At 71.9% G+C, this 16,205-nt stretch carries 20 protein-coding genes; 6 read left to right on the top strand and 14 right to left on the bottom strand.

The features are described from left to right. Positions 1-45: 45 nt before the first annotated feature. The 4 genes from HS041_RS37715 to sigE form a co-directional block, all read right to left on the bottom strand. Complete coding sequence (locus tag HS041_RS37715) at positions 46-417, bottom strand: sec-independent translocase (RefSeq protein WP_196445712.1); 372 nt, start codon at positions 415-417, stop codon at positions 46-48. A 107-nt stretch (positions 418-524) separates the two neighbouring features. After that, positions 525-2,174, bottom strand: a complete 1,650-nt coding sequence (locus HS041_RS37720) for a trypsin-like peptidase domain-containing protein (protein WP_196445713.1) — start codon at positions 2,172-2,174, stop codon at positions 525-527. Between the two features lie 350 nt (positions 2,175-2,524). Beyond that, a complete protein-coding gene (locus HS041_RS37725) occupies positions 2,525-3,067 on the bottom strand; it encodes an anti-sigma factor family protein (RefSeq protein WP_196445714.1) in 543 nt (180 codons plus the stop codon). A gap of 76 nt (positions 3,068-3,143) precedes the next feature. Further along, a complete protein-coding gene (gene sigE, locus HS041_RS37730) occupies positions 3,144-3,776 on the bottom strand; it encodes an RNA polymerase sigma factor SigE (protein ID WP_196445715.1) in 633 nt (210 codons plus the stop codon). A 170-nt stretch (positions 3,777-3,946) separates the two neighbouring features. Between sigE and HS041_RS37735 the strand changes: the two genes are divergently transcribed. Then, positions 3,947-4,597 (top strand): O-methyltransferase, encoded by a 651-nt coding sequence (locus HS041_RS37735; RefSeq protein WP_196445716.1) that lies wholly within the window; start codon positions 3,947-3,949, stop codon positions 4,595-4,597. Here the strand turns inward: HS041_RS37735 and HS041_RS37740 are convergent. Beyond that, positions 4,594-6,087, bottom strand: a complete 1,494-nt coding sequence (locus HS041_RS37740) for a leucyl aminopeptidase (protein ID WP_307845646.1) — start codon at positions 6,085-6,087, stop codon at positions 4,594-4,596. The genes HS041_RS37735 and HS041_RS37740 overlap by 4 nt on opposite strands. A gap of 177 nt (positions 6,088-6,264) precedes the next feature. Continuing rightward, entirely contained in the window at positions 6,265-6,432 is a 168-nt protein-coding gene (locus HS041_RS37745) for a DUF3117 domain-containing protein (RefSeq protein ID WP_068901342.1), read from the bottom strand. Positions 6,433-6,621: 189 nt separating this feature from the next. On the opposite strand from HS041_RS37745, the gene HS041_RS37750 reads away from it, so the two are divergent. Beyond that, on the top strand, positions 6,622-7,404 hold the full coding sequence (locus HS041_RS37750; protein ID WP_196445718.1) for a PaaX family transcriptional regulator: 783 nt from the start codon (positions 6,622-6,624) through the stop codon (positions 7,402-7,404). Positions 7,405-7,415: 11 nt separating this feature from the next. Beyond that, on the top strand, positions 7,416-8,198 hold the full coding sequence (locus HS041_RS37755) for an enoyl-CoA hydratase-related protein (RefSeq protein WP_196445719.1): 783 nt from the start codon (positions 7,416-7,418) through the stop codon (positions 8,196-8,198). Positions 8,199-8,204: 6 nt separating this feature from the next. Here HS041_RS37755 and HS041_RS37760 read toward each other — a convergent pair whose 3' ends face one another. Then, positions 8,205-8,750 (bottom strand): DNA-3-methyladenine glycosylase I, encoded by a 546-nt coding sequence (locus tag HS041_RS37760; RefSeq protein WP_196445720.1) that lies wholly within the window; start codon positions 8,748-8,750, stop codon positions 8,205-8,207. Continuing rightward, positions 8,747-9,355 carry a hypothetical protein gene (locus HS041_RS37765; protein ID WP_196445721.1) on the bottom strand — a complete coding sequence of 203 codons (609 nt, stop codon included), beginning with the start codon at positions 9,353-9,355 and terminating at the stop codon, positions 8,747-8,749. The genes HS041_RS37760 and HS041_RS37765 overlap by 4 nt, the downstream gene beginning before the upstream one ends. 42 nt (positions 9,356-9,397) lie before the next feature. On the opposite strand from HS041_RS37765, the gene HS041_RS37770 reads away from it, so the two are divergent. Next, positions 9,398-9,697, top strand: coding sequence for a hypothetical protein (locus tag HS041_RS37770; protein ID WP_196445722.1), 300 nt, complete (start codon positions 9,398-9,400; stop codon positions 9,695-9,697). Between the two features lie 19 nt (positions 9,698-9,716). Here HS041_RS37770 and HS041_RS37775 read toward each other — a convergent pair whose 3' ends face one another. The 3 genes from HS041_RS37775 to dapE all read right to left on the bottom strand — a co-directional run bounded on the left by HS041_RS37775 (position 9,717) and on the right by dapE (position 12,493). Next, entirely contained in the window at positions 9,717-10,304 is a 588-nt protein-coding gene (locus tag HS041_RS37775; RefSeq protein WP_196445723.1) for an LOG family protein, read from the bottom strand. A 9-nt stretch (positions 10,305-10,313) separates the two neighbouring features. Further along, positions 10,314-11,108, bottom strand: coding sequence for an LOG family protein (locus HS041_RS37780; protein WP_196445724.1), 795 nt, complete (start codon positions 11,106-11,108; stop codon positions 10,314-10,316). A gap of 323 nt (positions 11,109-11,431) precedes the next feature. After that, positions 11,432-12,493, bottom strand: coding sequence for a succinyl-diaminopimelate desuccinylase (gene dapE / locus HS041_RS37785; RefSeq protein WP_196445725.1), 1,062 nt, complete (start codon positions 12,491-12,493; stop codon positions 11,432-11,434). A 130-nt stretch (positions 12,494-12,623) separates the two neighbouring features. On the opposite strand from dapE, the gene HS041_RS37790 reads away from it, so the two are divergent. Further along, a complete protein-coding gene (locus HS041_RS37790; protein ID WP_196445726.1) occupies positions 12,624-13,460 on the top strand; it encodes a hypothetical protein in 837 nt (278 codons plus the stop codon). Positions 13,461-13,494: 34 nt separating this feature from the next. Here the strand turns inward: HS041_RS37790 and HS041_RS37795 are convergent, their stop codons facing one another. The 3 genes from HS041_RS37795 to fdxA form a co-directional block, all read right to left on the bottom strand. Beyond that, entirely contained in the window at positions 13,495-14,202 is a 708-nt protein-coding gene (locus HS041_RS37795) for a DUF4178 domain-containing protein (RefSeq protein WP_196445727.1), read from the bottom strand. A gap of 11 nt (positions 14,203-14,213) precedes the next feature. Then, complete coding sequence (dapC, locus tag HS041_RS37800) at positions 14,214-15,293, bottom strand: succinyldiaminopimelate transaminase (protein ID WP_196445728.1); 1,080 nt, start codon at positions 15,291-15,293, stop codon at positions 14,214-14,216. Between the two features lie 192 nt (positions 15,294-15,485). Beyond that, positions 15,486-15,812: a ferredoxin gene (fdxA, locus tag HS041_RS37805; RefSeq protein ID WP_184940603.1), complete on the bottom strand. Its 327-nt coding sequence runs from the start codon at positions 15,810-15,812 to the stop codon at positions 15,486-15,488. A gap of 160 nt (positions 15,813-15,972) precedes the next feature. Between fdxA and HS041_RS37810 the strand changes: the two genes are divergently transcribed. Further along, a complete protein-coding gene (locus HS041_RS37810; protein WP_307845647.1) occupies positions 15,973-16,146 on the top strand; it encodes a putative acetyltransferase in 174 nt (57 codons plus the stop codon). Positions 16,147-16,205: the final 59 nt, after the last annotated feature.

Here is a 16,205-nt window from a genome sequence, read left to right on the forward strand (position 1 = left end):
CGTGTGTCTGCAGGCTCTTCGCCGGCCTCCGGGATCCCGTGGGGTTCAGGTGGCCTCGGGGTCGTACGGCGGGATCTCGCCGTAGCCGAGCTCGCCGGCCGCCTCGGCCACATAGGACGTGGCATAGGCCGGAGCGGCGATCGCGGCGGCGGACGAGGCGGCGTTCCAGTCGTCTTCCAGGTCGGCGGTCAGGTGCTTGCGGACGAAGTTCTTCGGGTGGAGATCCGCCGGATCGAAGTCGGCGAACTCGGGCCCCAGCCCCGTCCTCAGGTCCTCCTTGGCGCTGTTGGCCATCCGCCGCAGGTTGCGCAGAGTCCTGCCGGCCTGGGCGGCGGCCTGGGGCAGCTTCTCGGGACCGAAGACGAGCAGGGCGATGACCACCAGTGCCACGACCTCAAACCAGCCGAGTCCGAACACTGTGATCTCCTACGGGCTCAACGCCAAGGTCGGCGCTCCGGGACGTCTCCCGGAGCGGCTTCCAGACTAATGCCCCCAACGGCAAGCATGCACCCATAGCGCGCTGCTCAGGAAGGTTCAGGCGTCGGCGTGGCGACGTCGGCCTGAACGACCACGGTGGCCGTCTTCTCCTGGCCGCCGCGCTGGTACTTGACCTCCAGCTTGTCCCCGGGGGCCTTGCCCCGGACCAGGGCGATCAGCTCGTTGCCGTCCTGCAGCACGAGGCCGTTGACCTCCAGGATGACGTCACCCGGCTTGAGACCGGCCCTGTCGGCGGCGCCGCCGGGCGTGACCGGTTGGTTGCCCTCGACCGGCGAGCCCGCGATCCGGACCCCGACCCCCTGGTAGGCGGGGTCGATCATCACGCCGATCCGGGACTTGCTCGCCACCTTGTTGGTGACCAGTTCCTGGGCGACCCGGCGCGCGTGGTTGACGGGGATGGCGAAGCCGAGGCCGATGCTGCCGCTCTGCCCGCCGACCTCCCTGCCGAGGGTGGCGATCGCCGAGTTGACGCCGATGACCTCGCCGCTGGCGTTGACCAGCGGACCGCCGGAGTTTCCGGGGTTGATCGCGGCGTCGGTCTGGATCGCACTGAACCAGGTGGTGTCGGAGCTGTTCTCCTCACCCGCCTGGACCGGCCGGTTGAGAGAGCTGACGATGCCGGTGGTGACCGTGCCGGTCAGGCCGAGCGGGGAGCCGATCGCGATGACCGGGTCGCCCACCACCACGTTGTCGGAGTTGCCGAGGGTGATCTCCGGCATGCCGAAGGTCTCCTCGGGCCTGACCACGGCCAGGTCCGACTCGGGATCGCGGCCGATGATCTGGGCCGAGGTGGACTTGCGGTTGTTGAACTGGATCTGGATCTGACCGCCGTTCGCGGCGGCCGCGACCACGTGGTTGTTGGTCACCACGTAGCCGCCCTTGATCAGGAAACCGGAACCGGTGCCCGAGCTTCCCCCGCCCTCGACCGCCAGCGAGACCACGCTGGGCAGCACCTTGGCGGCCACGCCCGCCACCGACTCCGGGGGCCTGGCCTTGGCGCCGGAGTCGGCGGCCGGCAGGGTGTAGGACGGGTCGAACCCCGCACTGCTCGGGCGGGTCAGGAGGTAGGTGCCGACGCTGCCGAGCGTCGAGGCGATCAGCGCGATCACCACGGCGAGGACGACGAAGGCACCGGTGCCCAGTCCTCGCCGGCCGGGGGCCGCGCCGGGTCCGGGGAACCCGACGGGAGCCATGCCGTTTCCGGGGAGACCCGCGGGCGGCGGCGCCCAGCCCGGTCCCATGCCGAAGGCTCGGGAGGGCGGGGGCGGCGGGTCGCCGAAGACCGCGCCGTCGTTGCGGGGCTGCCCGTACGGCGAGACCATGATCGCGGTGTCCTGGCGCGGGCGGCCGGAGGGGTCGCCCCAGCCGCTCGCCTCGGGCGGGTCGATCCAGCCGTCCTGGCGGTGCTGCGCGGACGGGTCCGGACGGTCCTGGCCGCCCCACTGGCCCCGTGCCGGCTCACCCGGGGGGTTGTGGTCCCACCGGCCGGGGCCGGGCGGCGGGCCGAGCTGGCTCCAGCCGTCGTCGGGCCGGTCGCCCTGCGGCCCGGTCACGGCGTCGGCGGGCAGGAACTCCGGCCGGGAGAACTCCGGAGCCGGGCCTCTCGCGTCGGCGAGATCCGACGGCGAGCGCCCCTCGGCGTCGTTCCCCTCACGGCTACGGGGGTCGTCGGTCATCGAATACTCACTACTCCTCGCCTCGCATGAGGCCGCTCGCCGGCAGCAGCCAGACCATCTTCCCGGCACGGGCATACGAGAGACATAAAGCACGCTCATTCGGAGACACCGGCCCGGGACGGTGGACAACCCCGCCCCGGATCCAGATCGTATGCCCGTCGCACCGCTCCACATGCCGCCACGGGAGACGTTCCTCACCGAACACGCCAAGGGGGACAGAGACTGACATCACGGGCAGGCGATCCGAATACTCCGGATATAAGTATCACCGAGAATCACCGTGCGCGGGCTGCCCACCGGCTCGGCCCGCCGGGATGAGGCGGACGGGAGCACGGCGGCGGGCAGCCGGATCACGGGGCGGGCGTCAGCGGCGTCGGCGAGGGAGCGGGCGTCGCCGTACCGCTGGACGGCGCGATCCTGGGCTGGTTGGCGAACATGTCGGCGGGCGGGACGCGCGGGCCGGACTCCGCACCGCCCACGACGAACAGGGTGCCGAGCGCCACGGCCGCCGAGGCGAAGCCCACCGCGACGTAGCCCGCCCTGCGTGAGCGGCGAGGCGCGCCGACGGCGCGGCCTCGGGGCCGGTTGTCCGGCGGCGCGATGCTGTGCATGCTCGGGATGGGCGCCCCGCCGAAGGTCCGGGCGACCGGGAAGGGCCGCTCGCGCGGCGGCAGCGGGCCGCCGGGCTCGGCCATCCGCAGCAGCGACACCGTCAGGTCCGCCGGCATCGACGGCCCGTCCAGGGACCGCAGGCGGCTCTTCAGCGCGCGCATGGTGTCGACCTCGGCGCGGCAGTCCGCGCAGAAGGTCAGGTGGGCCAGGGCGCGGTCGCGCTCATGGTGGTTCAGTTCTCCGTCGACGAGCGCCGAAACACGCTCTCCAAGATGACTCATGCCGACTCCTTGCCAAGCGGCTCGTCGTGACATTCGCCCTTGATCGTGGTGCTCATTTCGGGCCTTCGCTCGTTTCTCATGCGAACTCCTCCCCGCGGGTGACGGTGGGGGGGAACCGTTCGCCGCGTGGCGCGCGGTGCTCGAGCGCATCACGCAGTTGTGCCCGGCCGCGGTGGATGCGGCTGCGGACGGTGCCGAGCTTCACGCCGAGCGTCGCGGCGATCTCCTCGTAGGACAGCTCTTCGATGTCGCACAGGACGACGGCGGCGCGGAACTCGGGCGCGAGGGCGTCGAGCGCCGCCTGGATGTCGGGCTCCATGTGACTGTCGTCATACGCCTGGGCGGGAGAGGGCTCACGCCCGCGCAGCCGCTCGGCGGCGTCGTCGGCGAGCCCCTCGAACCGGATGCGCTGCCTGCGCCGGGCCGTGTCGAGGAAGAGGTTGGTGGTGATGCGGTGCAACCAGCCCTCGAAGGTGCCCGGCGTGTAGTTCGACAGAGATCTGAAGACCCGGACGAAGACCTCCTGGGTGAGATCCTCGGCATCGTGGACGTTGCCGGTCAGCCGATAGGCCAGCCGGTACACGCGAGCCGAGTGGGTCCGGACCACCTCCTCCCAGGTGGGAGGCGTCCAGTCAGACACGGGAGTATCTGCCTGGTGGTCGGATTCGTCCACCGGCACTCCTCTCTCCGGGACCACCGCTATCGCCATAGTGCCTGGTTTCGTCCCTTCATGCGTACTCGCTGCCTTCACGACCGGCAAAGGCCGCTTAAACCGTGCAACGCACCGGCCATGACATGAGTTCCCGATCTGGCCCGACTCCCTTAGGCTGCGACCCAGCGTCATACGACTGTGTACGGAGAAAGCGGGAGGAGAGGCCGATGGCTGAGACGCCGACAAGTCCGTTGGAGGCCACTCTGGCCTATGCCGAGGATTTCCATCCCGAGGACGACGTCCTGCGCATCGCCCGGCAACGGGGCGCCGAGGTGGGGGCGCCGCCGATCGCGCCCAGCGGCGGGGCCGCCCTGTGCTTTCTCGCCACGGCCATCAACGCCCGCGCCGTCGTGGAGATCGGCACCGGCTGCGGCGTCTCCGGCCTGTGGCTGCTCCGCGGCATGCGCCAGGACGGCACGCTCACCAGCGTGGACGTCGAGCCCGAGCACCAGCGCCTGGCCCGGCAGAGCTTCGCCCAGGCCGGCTTCTCCGGCGGCCGGGTCAGGCTGATCACCGGCCGCGCCCTCGACGTGCTGCCGCGCCTGTCCGACGGCGGCTACGACCTGGTCTTCTGCGACGGCGCCAAGCAGGAGTACGGCGACTACCTGGCCGAGGCCGTACGGCTGCTCCGTCCGGGCGGCATCGTCGTATTCGACAACGCCCTGTGGCACCACCGGGTCGCCGACCCGACCCAGCGCGACCCGGACACCGTCGCCGTGCGGGAGCTGGGCAAGCTCGTCCGTTCCGACGAGCGGCTCCGCCCGCTCCTGCTTCCCCTCGGCGACGGCATCCTCGCCGCGATCAAGCTCTCCGGCTAGGACCGCCCGGCCCCACCGGCGGTCAGCCACTCCAGCAGCAGGCGGACGCCGAAGCCCGTGGCCCCCTTGGCGAGGATCCCCTCGTCGGCCGTGCTGCGCCCGACCCCCGCGATGTCCAGGTGCGCCCACGGCCGCTTGCCGGTGAACTCGCGCAGGAACAGCGCCGCGGTGATCGAGCCCGCGCCGTAGGCGGACCCGGCCTCGATGTTGGCCAGGTCGGCGACCGAGGACTCCAGGGCCGGGGTGTAGTCCTCGATCAGCGGCATCCGCCAGAGCCGCTCACCGCTCGTCTCCCCCGCGCGCGCCAGCTCGTCGGCCAGTTCGTCGTCGGAGGCGAAGACCGCGCCCAGGCTCTTGCCGAGCGCGATGCTGATCGCCCCGGTGAGCGTGGCGACGTCCACCATGACGTCCGGGTCCAGCTCGGCGTCGGCGTAGGCCAGCGCGTCGGCCATCACCAGGCGGCCCTCGGCGTCGGTGTTGAGCACCTCGACGGTGCGCCCGCCGTACTGCGTGATCACGTCGCCGGGACGCTGGGCCGCACCGGAGAAGGAGTTCTCCGCGGCGGCGATCAGGCCGGTGACGCGGACCGGCGCGCCGAGCGTGGCCAGCGCCCCCAGGACCGCGATGACCACCGCGCCGCCCGCCATGTCGGTCTTCATGAACTTCATGCCCTCGGTGGGCTTGAGTGAAAGACCGCCGGTGTCGTAGGTGATGCCCTTGCCGACCAGGACGACGTGCTTGAGCGGCACGCCCTCGGTACGGCGCGCCACGGCCTCCTCGGGCTCGTAGGAGAGCTGGATCAGCCTCGGAGGGCTCACCGAGCCCTGGCCGACGGCGAGGATGCCGCCGAAACGCCCGGTCCGCAGCGCGTCCTCGTCCCAGACCCGCGCGCTCATCCGCCCCGGGCCGGCCTCGGCCAGTTGCTCCAGTGCGCGCTCCGCGAGCCACTCGGGGGTCTTCACCGAGGCGGGCGTGTTGGCCAGGTCCCTGGCGAGCGCGACCGCCTCGGCGATCACCCGGCCCCTGTCCACCGCGGCCTCGACGCCCGCCGCGTCCCGGGGGTCCTCGCCCGCGAACTCGATCGCGGCCACCGGCCCGGAGCCCGCCTCGCCGATCCGGAAGGTGTAGGCGGCCAGCAGCGCGCCCTCCACGAACGCGGCCCTCTCCCCGGCGGACCCCGCCGGGAGCACCACGCTGAGCGCCTCACGGCCCCTGCCCCGGCGGACCACCGCCGCACCCGCCTTGCGCAGCGCGGTGGCCGAGCCGTCGCCGACCCCGTAGAGCAGCACCCGGCCGACCCCGTCGCCGCGCGTGACGGGCACCTCGACGATCTCGCCCGCCTCGCCCTTGGCCTGGTAGTGGTCGAGCAGCGCGGCAGCGGGCACGGGCAGCTCGACCCGTGGGTCCAGCTCCGCGCCGAAGGGGACCGCGAGCAGCTCGGCCCCGTCCGGCACCCGTGGTGCTGTGGTGATCGAAGTCTTTATCGGCACGTGGAAACTCCAGTCTCGAACCGGGAGAACACCGCGGCCCTGGCGCGAGCCGCCGTGGGGCGGTCCAGCGGCCAGGGCCGTGTCATCGGTCGCGGTCGTGCGGGCTGTCGCTGATGTCATGCTCCGGGTGAGCAGGGTGGGTGGTGCCCGCCACGCCGCCTCAGGATCATGCCGGGCTCAGCCGACGACCTTCTTCAGCTCCTCGCCCAGAGCACCGGCCTCGTCCGCCGACAGCTCGACGACAAGCCGGCCGCCGCCCTCCAGGGGGACCCGCATGACGATTCCCCTGCCTTCCTTGACGACCTCCAGCGGACCATCGCCGGTCCTCGGCTTCATCGCCGCCATGCGTGTATCCCTTCCTGCTTCGGGCTCCGGATCTCCGACTGACCCGAGGGTGGCCGACGCATTCACGTCTTCTGTGATGTCCTATTATCCCGCCTCCGCGCTCGGAATGGGAACGATCAGCTTCCCCCCGGCACCATCAGGGGCCCGATACCGTTGTCCGGGACCCCCCGGACGACCAAACTTGTCCTCGTGAACGCCCGCGCCGCGCTGTTCGATCTGTACGGGGACCACCTGCGGTCCCGGGGCGGCCGCGCGTCCGTCGCCGCCCTCGTCCGCCTGCTCGCCCCGCTGGAGATCGCCGCTCCCGCCGTGCGCACCGCCGTCTCCCGGATGGTCCGTCAGGGGTGGCTCGCCCCCGTCCGCCTGCCCGGCGGACCCGGCTACGAGGTCACCCCGAAGTGTGTGCGCCGCCTCGACGAGGCCGCACTGAGAATTTACCGAGCGGGAACGATCGCCTGGTCCGGCCGGTGGCATCTGGTCGTGATCGAGCCGGTCCGCGAGCGGCCCCGGCGGGAGCGGCTCAGGGCCGACCTGTCCTTCCTCGGGTACGCGCCGCTGTCGGAGACCACCTGGATCGGCCCGCACCCCTCCCCCGAGCTCGACTCGCTGCTCTCTGGCGAGCAGATCCGCGCGGAGCGGTTCGAGGCGGTGCTGGACGGCGACCCCCGGGCGCTGGTGGCTCGCACCTGGGATCTGGAGGCCATCGCGACGGCCTACGAAGACTGGCTGGCCCGGGCGGTGGAGCTGGTCGGAGGGATCCCCGGCGACGCGGACGACGACCGGGTGTTCGCCGTCCGCAGCAGACTGCTGCACGGCTGGCGCAATTTCCTGTTCCGCGACCCCGGCCTCCCCGCCGACCTGCTCCCTCCCGGCTGGCCCGGGGAGAAGGCCAGAGCCTACTTCGAGCAGGAGGCCACACGCCTGCTGCCCGCAGCCGTGGCGTTCGTCGAACGCCACCTGACCGAACGGTAAGGAGTTCTCCGTTGAACGATGTCCTCTACTCGGTGGACGAAGGCGTCGCCACCATCACGCTGGACCGCCCCGAGGCGATGAACGCGCTGACCGTCAGGATGAAGACCGAACTGCTCGAAGCGCTGACCATGGCCTCGCACGCCTACGCGGTGCGTGCGGTACTGCTGACGGGATCGGAGCGGGCGTTCTGCGCCGGCCAGGACCTGGGCGAGCACGCCGCCAACCTGGAGGCGGGCCGCGGCCTGGACGACACGGTGCGCACCCACTACAACCCGATCATCCGGGTGATCACCGAGATGGGCAAACCGGTCATCGCAGCGGTGAACGGCGTCGCGGCGGGGGCGGGCGCGTCCCTCGCCTTCGCCTGCGACCTGCGGATCGCCTCCGACAGAGCCAAGTTCACGATGGCCTTCACCGGGATCGGCCTGGCTCCCGACTCCGGCGCGTCCTGGACCCTCCAGCGCCTGGTCGGGCCGGCCCGCGCCGCCGAGCTGCTCCTGCTGAACGAGCCGCTCGGCGCGGCCCGCGCGCTGGAGCTCGGCGTCGTCTCCAAGGTCGTCCCCAGCGAGGAACTCCCCACCGCGGCGCGGGCGCTGGCCGTACGGCTGGCACAGGGGCCGACCAGCGCCTATGCCGCGACCAAGCGAGCTGTGGCGTTCGCGGCGGGCAGCACCCTGGACGACGCACTGGAACTGGAGGCCGACCTCCAGGACGCCTGCGCCAAGACAGACGACCACAACAACGCCACCCGGGCGTTCCTCAACAAGGAGCGCCCGGTCTTCGAGGGGCGTTAGGCGCCGTCAGACCCGGTCCCGGACCCAGCAGCCGGAGACGTGGTCGTTGACCAGGCCGATGGCCTGCATCAGCGCGTAGGCGGTGGTGGGACCGACGAAGCGGAAGCCGTGGCGCTTCAGCTCCTTGGCCAGGGCCCTGGAGCCCGGTGTCTGCGCCGGCACGTCGGCACCGGTCGCCGGCGCCGGGGAGCCGGGATCGGCGTGGCGCCAGACGAGGTCGGAGAGGCCGACGTCGAGCGCGGCGCGCGCGTTGGCGACGGCCGCCTCGATCTTGGCCCGGTTGCGGACGATGCCCGGGTCGGCGAGCAGGCGGTCCACGTCGGCCTGACCGAACGCGGCAACGGCCGGGATGGAGAACCCGGCGAAGGCCGCCCGGAAGTTCTCCCGCTTGCGCAGGATCGTGATCCACGACAGACCCGACTGGAAGGCCTCCAGCGTGAGCCGCTCGAACACCCGGTCATCACCCTCGACCCGGCGGCCCCACTCATCGTCGTGGTAGGCGATGTAGTCGGGAGCCGAGCTCACCCACCCGCACCGCACGAGATCGGTCAACCCGGCCGCTCCATGTCCGCTCTCCCCGATGCCGGAGCCTCGTCCGTCGTCCCGGACGCCGGGGCCCCGTCCGCCTTCTCCGCCGCCGGGGCCTCACCCGCGCCCCCGGACGGGGAGGGATCGCCCGCCTCGTCGGACGGCGCTCCCTCGGACGGCGCCCCGCCGGCCGACGGGGCCAGGGCCTTCCTCCACTCGGCCAGGGAGTCGTCTCCCCGCAGCTCCGCGGGGTCCTGCGCCGGGATCCCGGGCCGGTGCTCGGTGACCGGGCCGTACGACGGGCCGGCGTGCACCTCCTGACGGGCCTGGAGCCTGCTGGCGAGCAGCTCCGACACCCGCTGCTCCAGCACCGCGATCCTGGTGTCGCGCTCGCTCAGCGCGCTCGCGGCGCGCTGCAGCGTCTCGTCGACGCTCTGCGTGTGATAGCCGACCAGGCTCACCGGGAGCTGGAGGGCCACGAAGTCCACGGCACCGAGGTGGCCGGCGTCGGGCAGGGCGAGAGGGGGCACGTCGGGAGCGAACTCCGTCAGCTCGCCGCCCTTCCCCATGGCGACCAGCACCACTCCGGCGAGGATGGCGAGAGCGGCGAGGGAGAGTACGACCAGCACACTACGAATCGTGCCACAACTCTCCGGGCTTAGGATCGCGCCATGACGGCTCTCACGGTGATCGGACCGGACGACGACGGCGGACCCGGCTGGGTCGAGGCGCGCTCGCTTGCCGAGATCGAGCGTCTCGCCGCGGCGGGGCACACCGTCGCCGTCACCCCCGCCGAGCTGGCCGGAGACGGCGACGAGGCCGCGGAACTGGCCGCGGCCTCGATCTGCGCCTGGCTCGGCGCCCGGGTCTTCCGCACCGCCCGTCCCGACCGGGTACGGCTCGCGGTGGAGATGACCGACTCCCTGGCCGGTCGGCGGCCTCCCGCCCTGGCCCGCCGCGGCCTCGCCTGACAGCGCGTCCGGTTCACCGCTAGTTCACCGCGGCCTCGCCCAGCTCCTCCGGGCTGGGAGCCAGGTGCCTGGTGGCCTTCTCCAGGTGCTCGAAGGCCTCCTCGACCGTGGTCGTCCAGGAGATCGCGTCGAAGACGCCCGGCCGGGTGAAGCCCGCCTCGTGCATGCCCTCCACCAGCTCCCGCAGCGGCGCGTACAGGCCCCACGGGTCCAGGATGACCAGCGGCTTGTCGTGCAGGCCCAGGGTGCGCGCGGTCCAGATCTCGAACAGCTCCTCCAGCGTGCCGATGCCGCCGGGAAGCACCAGGAAGGCGTCGGAGCGGGCGTCCATGGTCCCCTTGCGCTCGCGCATGTCGGCGGTGACGACCAGCTCGTCCGAGTCCTCGTCGGCGACCTCGATGTCCACCAGGGCCTGCGGGATCACCCCCACCGTACGGCCGCCGCCCGCGCGGGCCGCCCGGGCCACCGCCCCCATGCACGACACCTTGGCACCCCCGCTGACCAGCGTGTGCCCACGTCTGGCCAGTTCGGTGCCCACCTCCTCGGCCAGCACCAAGTACTTCTGATCGATCTTCTGGCTTGATGCGAGAAACACACAGATGAACACGGATCAACCCTATTGGGCGTCGGAGACCGTCTGCCTGACCGACTCCTTCTCCTCCTCGCGTTGCGGGGAGCGGGAGCGATCCGCCTCGACGATGATCCGGACGGCCTCGTCGGGGTCGTCGGTGACGTGGATGAGGTTCAGGTCGGCAGCGGAGATCTTCCCGGTGCCCGCGAGCGTGGACTTGATCCAGTCGATCAGCCCGCCCCAGAACTCGGTGCCCATCAACACCACGGGGAAGGAGGTGACCTTCTGGGTCTGGACGAGCGTCAACGCCTCGAACAGCTCGTCCAGCGTGCCGAACCCGCCGGGAAGCGTGACGAACCCGCAGGAGTACTTCACGAACATGGTCTTGCGGACGAAGAAGTACCGGAACTCGATGCCGAGGTCCACGTACTCGTTCATGTTCTGCTCGAAGGGGAGCTCGATGCCGAGCCCGACCGAGACGCCGCCCGCCTCGGCGGTCCCCTTGTTCGCCGCCTCCATGCAGCCCGGGCCGCCGCCGGTGATCACGGCGTAGCCCGCCTCCGAGAGCTTGCGGCCCAGCTCCACACCCATCTCGTACTCGGGCGTGCCCGCGGGCGTGCGGGCCGAGCCGAAGACCGTGACCGCCTGGGGCAGCTCGGCGAGCTGGCCGAAGCCCTCGACGAACTCCGCCTGGATGCGCAGCACCCGCCAGGGGTCCATGTGCAGCCAGTCGGCGGGCCCCCTCCGGTCGAGAAGCCGCTGGTCATAGGTGGAGTCGGGGACGAGTTCGCCGCGGACCACAGCGGATCCCTGACGGCGCTCCGGACGTGTTCTCTTCATGCCGATCACGCTAGCGCCCGCTTGGAAAAAATCTTGAAAATTCCCTCTGAAAACACGGAACCGGATTTCGAGGAGGCTGCGTCTAACTGCCGAGGGTGCTGCTCGGGACTGAAAGTGGCTTTCCCCGCCAAATGGCCGGCGAGGAAAGCCACTTTCTTTTTGCGTGCCCGCCTGGACGCCCCCGTACGGCCCGTCAGCCCGCTCGGGGGCGCCGGTGAACCAACCGGGGAACGCCCGCAGCGCAGCGAGGACGTGACGAGGGCGGGGGCTGGTGACCGGCCTCCCGAGCCGGCCGTGCGGAGCACGGCCCATGGACACAGCCGTCAACGCAACCAGGCGAGCATGCGGCGCTCGCATTCGGCGATCTTCTCCAGGGAGACGAACTCACCGCGCTGGTGCGCCAGGTTCGGGTCGCCGGGGCCGTAGTTGACGGCCGGGATGCCGAGCCCCGCGAAGAGGGAGACGTCGGTCCAGCCGAGCTTGGCCCTCGGCACACCGCCCACGGCCGTCACGAACGCGGCCGCCGCCGGGTGGGTCAGGCCGGGCCGCGCGGCCGGAGCCCCGTCGGTGAAGCGGACCTCGAACCCGTCGAACACCTCGCGCACGTGCTCGCGCGCCGCCTCCAGCGACAGATCGGGGGCGAAGCGGTAGTTGACCGTCACCACGCACTCGTCGGGGATCACGTTGCCCGCCACCCCGCCGGCGATTCCCACCGCGTTCAGGCCCTCGTGGTACTCCAGCCCGTCGACCACCGGCAGCCGCGCCTCGTAGCCCTCCAGGATCTCCAGCACCGGCCGGGCGGCGTGGATCGCGTTGACGCCGAGCCAGGACCTGGCGCTGTGCGCGCGCCGGCCGTGGGTGACGACCTGCGCCCGCAGGGTGCCCTGGCAGCCGCCCTCGATGGCGCCGTCGGTGGGCTCCATGAGCACCGCGAAGTCGCCGGCCAGCCAGTCGGGGCGGTTCCGGCTGAGCCGGAGCAGCCCGTTGCGCTCGGCCTCGATCTCCTCGCAGTCGTAGAAGACGTAGGTCACGTCCCGGCTCGGCGCCTCCAGCGCGGCGGCGAGCTTCAGCGCGACCGCGACGCCGCTCTTCATGTCGGAGGTGCCGCAGCCGTACAGCAGGTCGCCCTCGACCCGGCTGGGCAGGTTGCCGGCGACCGGGACGGTGTCGAGGTGCCCCGCGATCACCACCCGCTCGCCCCGGCCGAGGCGGGTGCGGGCCACGACCGACTCGCCGTCACGCTCCACGCTCAGGTGCGGCAGGGCGCGCAGCGCCTCCTCCACCGCGTCGGCGAGCGCCTTCTCGCCCCCGCTCACCGACTCGATGTCCACGACGTGTGCGGTGAGCGCCCCGACGTCCTGAGTGAGATCCAGCCGCGTACTCATGCCCGCGACCCTACCGCCGTCGCCGGGCCCCGCCGGAAGGCGCGTCGGGGACCGGCCGCGTGGTCGCGGTCTCCTGCGCGTACGGCCTTTGCGAACCGCGTACCTGCCGGAGGCATGTAGGTTCTTCACCGTGCGGCGGCGGTTCTCCAGAGGGGTCATCGCGATCATCGCGATCGTGACCGTGCTCGCGGTGGCCATCACCGTGGGCGTCTTCGTGCTGATCAACCGGATCGGGACGCTGACCGACGCCGGTGACGGCTGTACGGTCACCACCCCGGACGGCACCCTCGACCTGGAGATCGAGCAGGCCCAGGTGTCCGCGGCGATCGCCGGCGTGGCCCACCGCCGCAAGCTCCCCGAGCGGGCCGTCGTGATCGCCTACGCCACGGGCATCCAGGAGTCCAAGCTGTACAACCTGCCGTTCGGCGACCGCGACTCCGTCGGGGTGTTCCAGCAGCGCCCCTCGCAGGGCTGGGGCACGCCGGAGCAGCTGCTCGACCCTGTCTACGCCGCCGGCAAGTTCTTCTCCGCGCTGGTGAAGGTGAAGGACTACCGGAAGATCCCGCTGCACGAGGCGGCCCAGGAGGTGCAGCGCTCGGCCGACGGCTCGCTGTACGCCCAGCACGAGGAGAACGCGAAGATCCTGGCCGCGGCCTTCACCGGCCGGGTGCCGCATGCGGTGCACTGCTGGTTCCCTCCGGAGGGCAGCGAGGAGACGCCCGCGCCCAGCCCCGCGCCGGGCAAGGCCGAGCGGGAGCTGGCCCGCACCCTGGGCGCCGGGACCACCCTCGCCGCCTCCTCCCGCAGGCGCGGCTGGCTGATCACCACCTGGTCCCTCGCCCACGCCCAGAAGTACGGCCTGCGCACGATCCGCTACGACGGCCGGGCCTGGAGCGTGACAGGGGGCAAGGAGGGCGGCTGGCAGCCCGACGCCGGAGCCTCCGCCGACCGGGTCCGGATCTCCTGACCCGGCCGATCCTCCGCGGGCGGGCAACCGGTGCTCAGGGGGTCCTCGGCGAGGACCCCGCGGCCCCCTCCCCCTTCTTCTCGATGGTGATCGAGCCCGGCGGGAGCGGCTGGGCGTAGGAGGAGCTCCACGGCTCACCCTGGAGCCGCTCGAAGGAGAGCAGGCGGCCGTCGGCGGCGCGGTAGTCGGCGAAGTCCAGCAGGCCCCGGTCGGGCATCCCGGTGAACCCCTCCGAGCGGAAGGCCGCGGTGCCCCGGTCTCCCGGGAAGAACTCCACGCCCTCGACGATGATCATCGTCTTGGCCGGGATCATCCCCTCGGCGGGCACCGGCGTCCACAGCAGCACCTCGAGGTGGGGCACCTCACCGGGGGACCGTCCGGGGCGGGTCTCGATCGACAGCCAGCGGTGGCGGCGGCTGCCGTCGTCGAGCAGGTGCTCGGTCCACTGCACGCCCTGGCACGACAGGTACAACGCGCCGAGGACGCGGGCCCGCGTCCCCTGGCAGTCGATCGTGTCGCCCACCCTGATCGTGCGGGGGTCGGGGTAGTCGATGCCGACGTGGCCGGTGTCCGGCACCGGCGGGGGCGACGGCTCGGCCTCGACCGGCGGGGAAGTCTTCTCGCCGGGCACCTCGGCCTCGCGCGTCCTGCGGTCCTGGCGCGTGGTCGCGTAGAACGCGCCCAGCAGCAGGACCACGGTGATCACGCTCAGTCCGAGTATCACGGCGACCGCAGGGGTCATGCCGCGGGATCCTACTGGAGGCGGCGCACCGCCGCACCGACGCGTTCGTCGGTGGCGGTCACCGCGATCCGGACGTGCCTGCTCCCGGCCTCCCCGTAGAAGTCGCCCGGGGCGACGAGAACGCCCTTCTCCGCCAGGGCTCGTACCTGGTCCCAGCAGCCCTCTCCGTTGGACGCCCAGAGGTACAGGCCCGCGGTGGAGTGCTCGATCCGCCAGCCGGCCGCCTCCAGCGCGGGGCGGAGCGCCGCCCGCCGCGCGGCGTAGCGGGCCCGCTGCTCCTCCGCGTGCACGTCGTCGTCGAACGCGGCGGCCATGGCCGCCTGGACCGGAGCGGGAACGATCATGCCCGCGTGCTTGCGGACCTCCAGCAGCCGCCGGATCAGCGCGGGGTCTCCGGCGACGAAGCCCGCGCGGTAGCCCGCCAGGTTGGAGCGCTTGGAGAGGGAGTGCACCGCGAGCAGCCCCTCGTGCGAGCCCCCGCAGACGTCCGGGTGCAGGATCGAGATCGGCTCCTCCTCCCAGCCCAGCTCGATGTAGCACTCGTCGGAGGCCACGATCGCGCCGTGCTCGCGCGCCCAGGAGACGACCTTGCGCAGGTGCTCGGCGGGCAGCACCCGGCCGGTCGGGTTGGACGGGGAGTTCACCCAGACCAGCGGCACCCGCTCGGGCCCGAGGGCGACCAGCCCGTCGGTGGCGTACGGTTCCGCGCCGGCCAGGCGCGCGCCCACGTCGTAGGTGGGGTAGGCCAGCTCGGGGAAGACCACCCGCTGGCCCGAGCCGATGCCGAGCAGCGTCGGCAGCCAGGCCACGAACTCCTTGGAGCCGATCAGCGGCAGCACGTCCGCCTGGTCGAGGACGACGCCGTGCCTGCGCCGGAGCCACCCGGCCGCGGCGGCGCGGAGCCGCTCGGTGCCGTAGGTCAGCGGGTATCCCGGGCTGTCGGAGGCGTCGGCCAGCGCCCGCCGTACGACCTCGGGCACCGGATCGACGGGCGTGCCCACCGACAGGTCCACGATCCCGCCGTCATGCGCCTGCGCCAGTTCCTTGTACGGCGTGAGCCGATCCCATGGAAAGTCCGGCAGCCCGATCACGGTTCTCCCCGCTGGCGTGCCCCGCCCGGCAGGGACGGGGGAAGTCGTCGATGGAACACGCGGGCGGGGACGGCGCGGTGCGCGCCGGGCCGCCGCCCGCGTCGGCTCTCCAGCGGCCCTGGCGGGCCGGTGGGCCCGGCGGGCGGGGTGAGCCCGCCGGGTGCCCTGGTGGAACTCGTGGATCCGCCGGGCCTAGTGGCCCTCGGCCTGCGGAGGCAGGGCCGCGACGACCGGGTGGTCCTTCTCGATCTTGCCGACCTTGGAGGCGCCGCCGGGCGACCCCAGGTCCTCGAAGAAGTCCACGTTGGCCTTGTAGAAGTCCTTCCACTGCTCGGGAAGGTCGTCTTCGTAGAAGATCGCCTCAACGGGACAGACGGGTTCGCACGCACCGCAGTCCACGCACTCGTCGGGGTGGATGTAGAGCATACGCTCGCCCTCGTAGATGCAATCGACGGGGCACTCCTCGATGCACGCCTTGTCCAGGACGTCCACGCAAGGCTGCGCGATGACGTAGGTCACCTCGGGCTCCTTCTTCTTTACGCACCTAGGCACGACTTCGACCGCGGGTTGCTACGCCCTAGTATTGCCGTGCCCGCCACATCTCTGAAACGGGAGGGGGTGCTACGGGGTGTCTCCCGCCTTCGGAGCTCGGCTGAGTATCACCATAACCCCTGCTGACGTGGGGAAAAGAGTCACCACCCGGCGACGGGTCCCAGAGGGCTTCCGCGACGCCGTGGGCGAGCTGGAGTTCTGGCGAAACGGCGTGCTCGGCGTGCGGAAGCGCGACGGCAGCCTCGTCGAGATCCCCGAGGAGACCCTCGCGGCGGCCAAGGTTGTCATGAAACCGGCGTAAGCCGTTCACCAAGAAAGCTCGCGCCTCCTCGACCGTTCCGGCCGCCGGGAGAAGTATCC

It is taken from the genome of Planomonospora sp. ID67723 (assembly GCF_015711605.1).
In the GTDB taxonomy this organism is placed as follows: Bacteria; Actinomycetota; Actinomycetes; order Streptosporangiales; family Streptosporangiaceae; genus Planomonospora_A.

Excerpts from the sequence above, each read along its gene's own strand:
- HS041_RS37725 (WP_196445714.1), bottom strand. The coding sequence starts at position 3,067 with ATGAGTCATCTTGGAGAGCGTGTTTCGGCGCTCGTCGACGGAGAACTG.
- dapE (WP_196445725.1), bottom strand. The coding sequence starts at position 12,493 with ATGAGTACGCGGCTGGATCTCACTCAGGACGTCGGGGCGCTCACCGCA.
- HS041_RS37745 (WP_068901342.1), bottom strand. The coding sequence starts at position 6,432 with ATGGCGGCGATGAAGCCGAGGACCGGCGATGGTCCGCTGGAGGTCGTC.
- sigE (WP_196445715.1), bottom strand. The coding sequence starts at position 3,776 with ATGGCGATAGCGGTGGTCCCGGAGAGAGGAGTGCCGGTGGACGAATCC.
- HS041_RS37780 (WP_196445724.1), bottom strand. The coding sequence starts at position 11,108 with ATGAAGAGAACACGTCCGGAGCGCCGTCAGGGATCCGCTGTGGTCCGC.
- HS041_RS37770 (WP_196445722.1), top strand. The coding sequence starts at position 9,398 with ATGACGGCTCTCACGGTGATCGGACCGGACGACGACGGCGGACCCGGC.
- HS041_RS37735 (WP_196445716.1), top strand. The coding sequence starts at position 3,947 with ATGGCTGAGACGCCGACAAGTCCGTTGGAGGCCACTCTGGCCTATGCC.
- HS041_RS37795 (WP_196445727.1), bottom strand. The coding sequence starts at position 14,202 with ATGACCCCTGCGGTCGCCGTGATACTCGGACTGAGCGTGATCACCGTG.
- HS041_RS37720 (WP_196445713.1), bottom strand. The coding sequence starts at position 2,174 with ATGACCGACGACCCCCGTAGCCGTGAGGGGAACGACGCCGAGGGGCGC.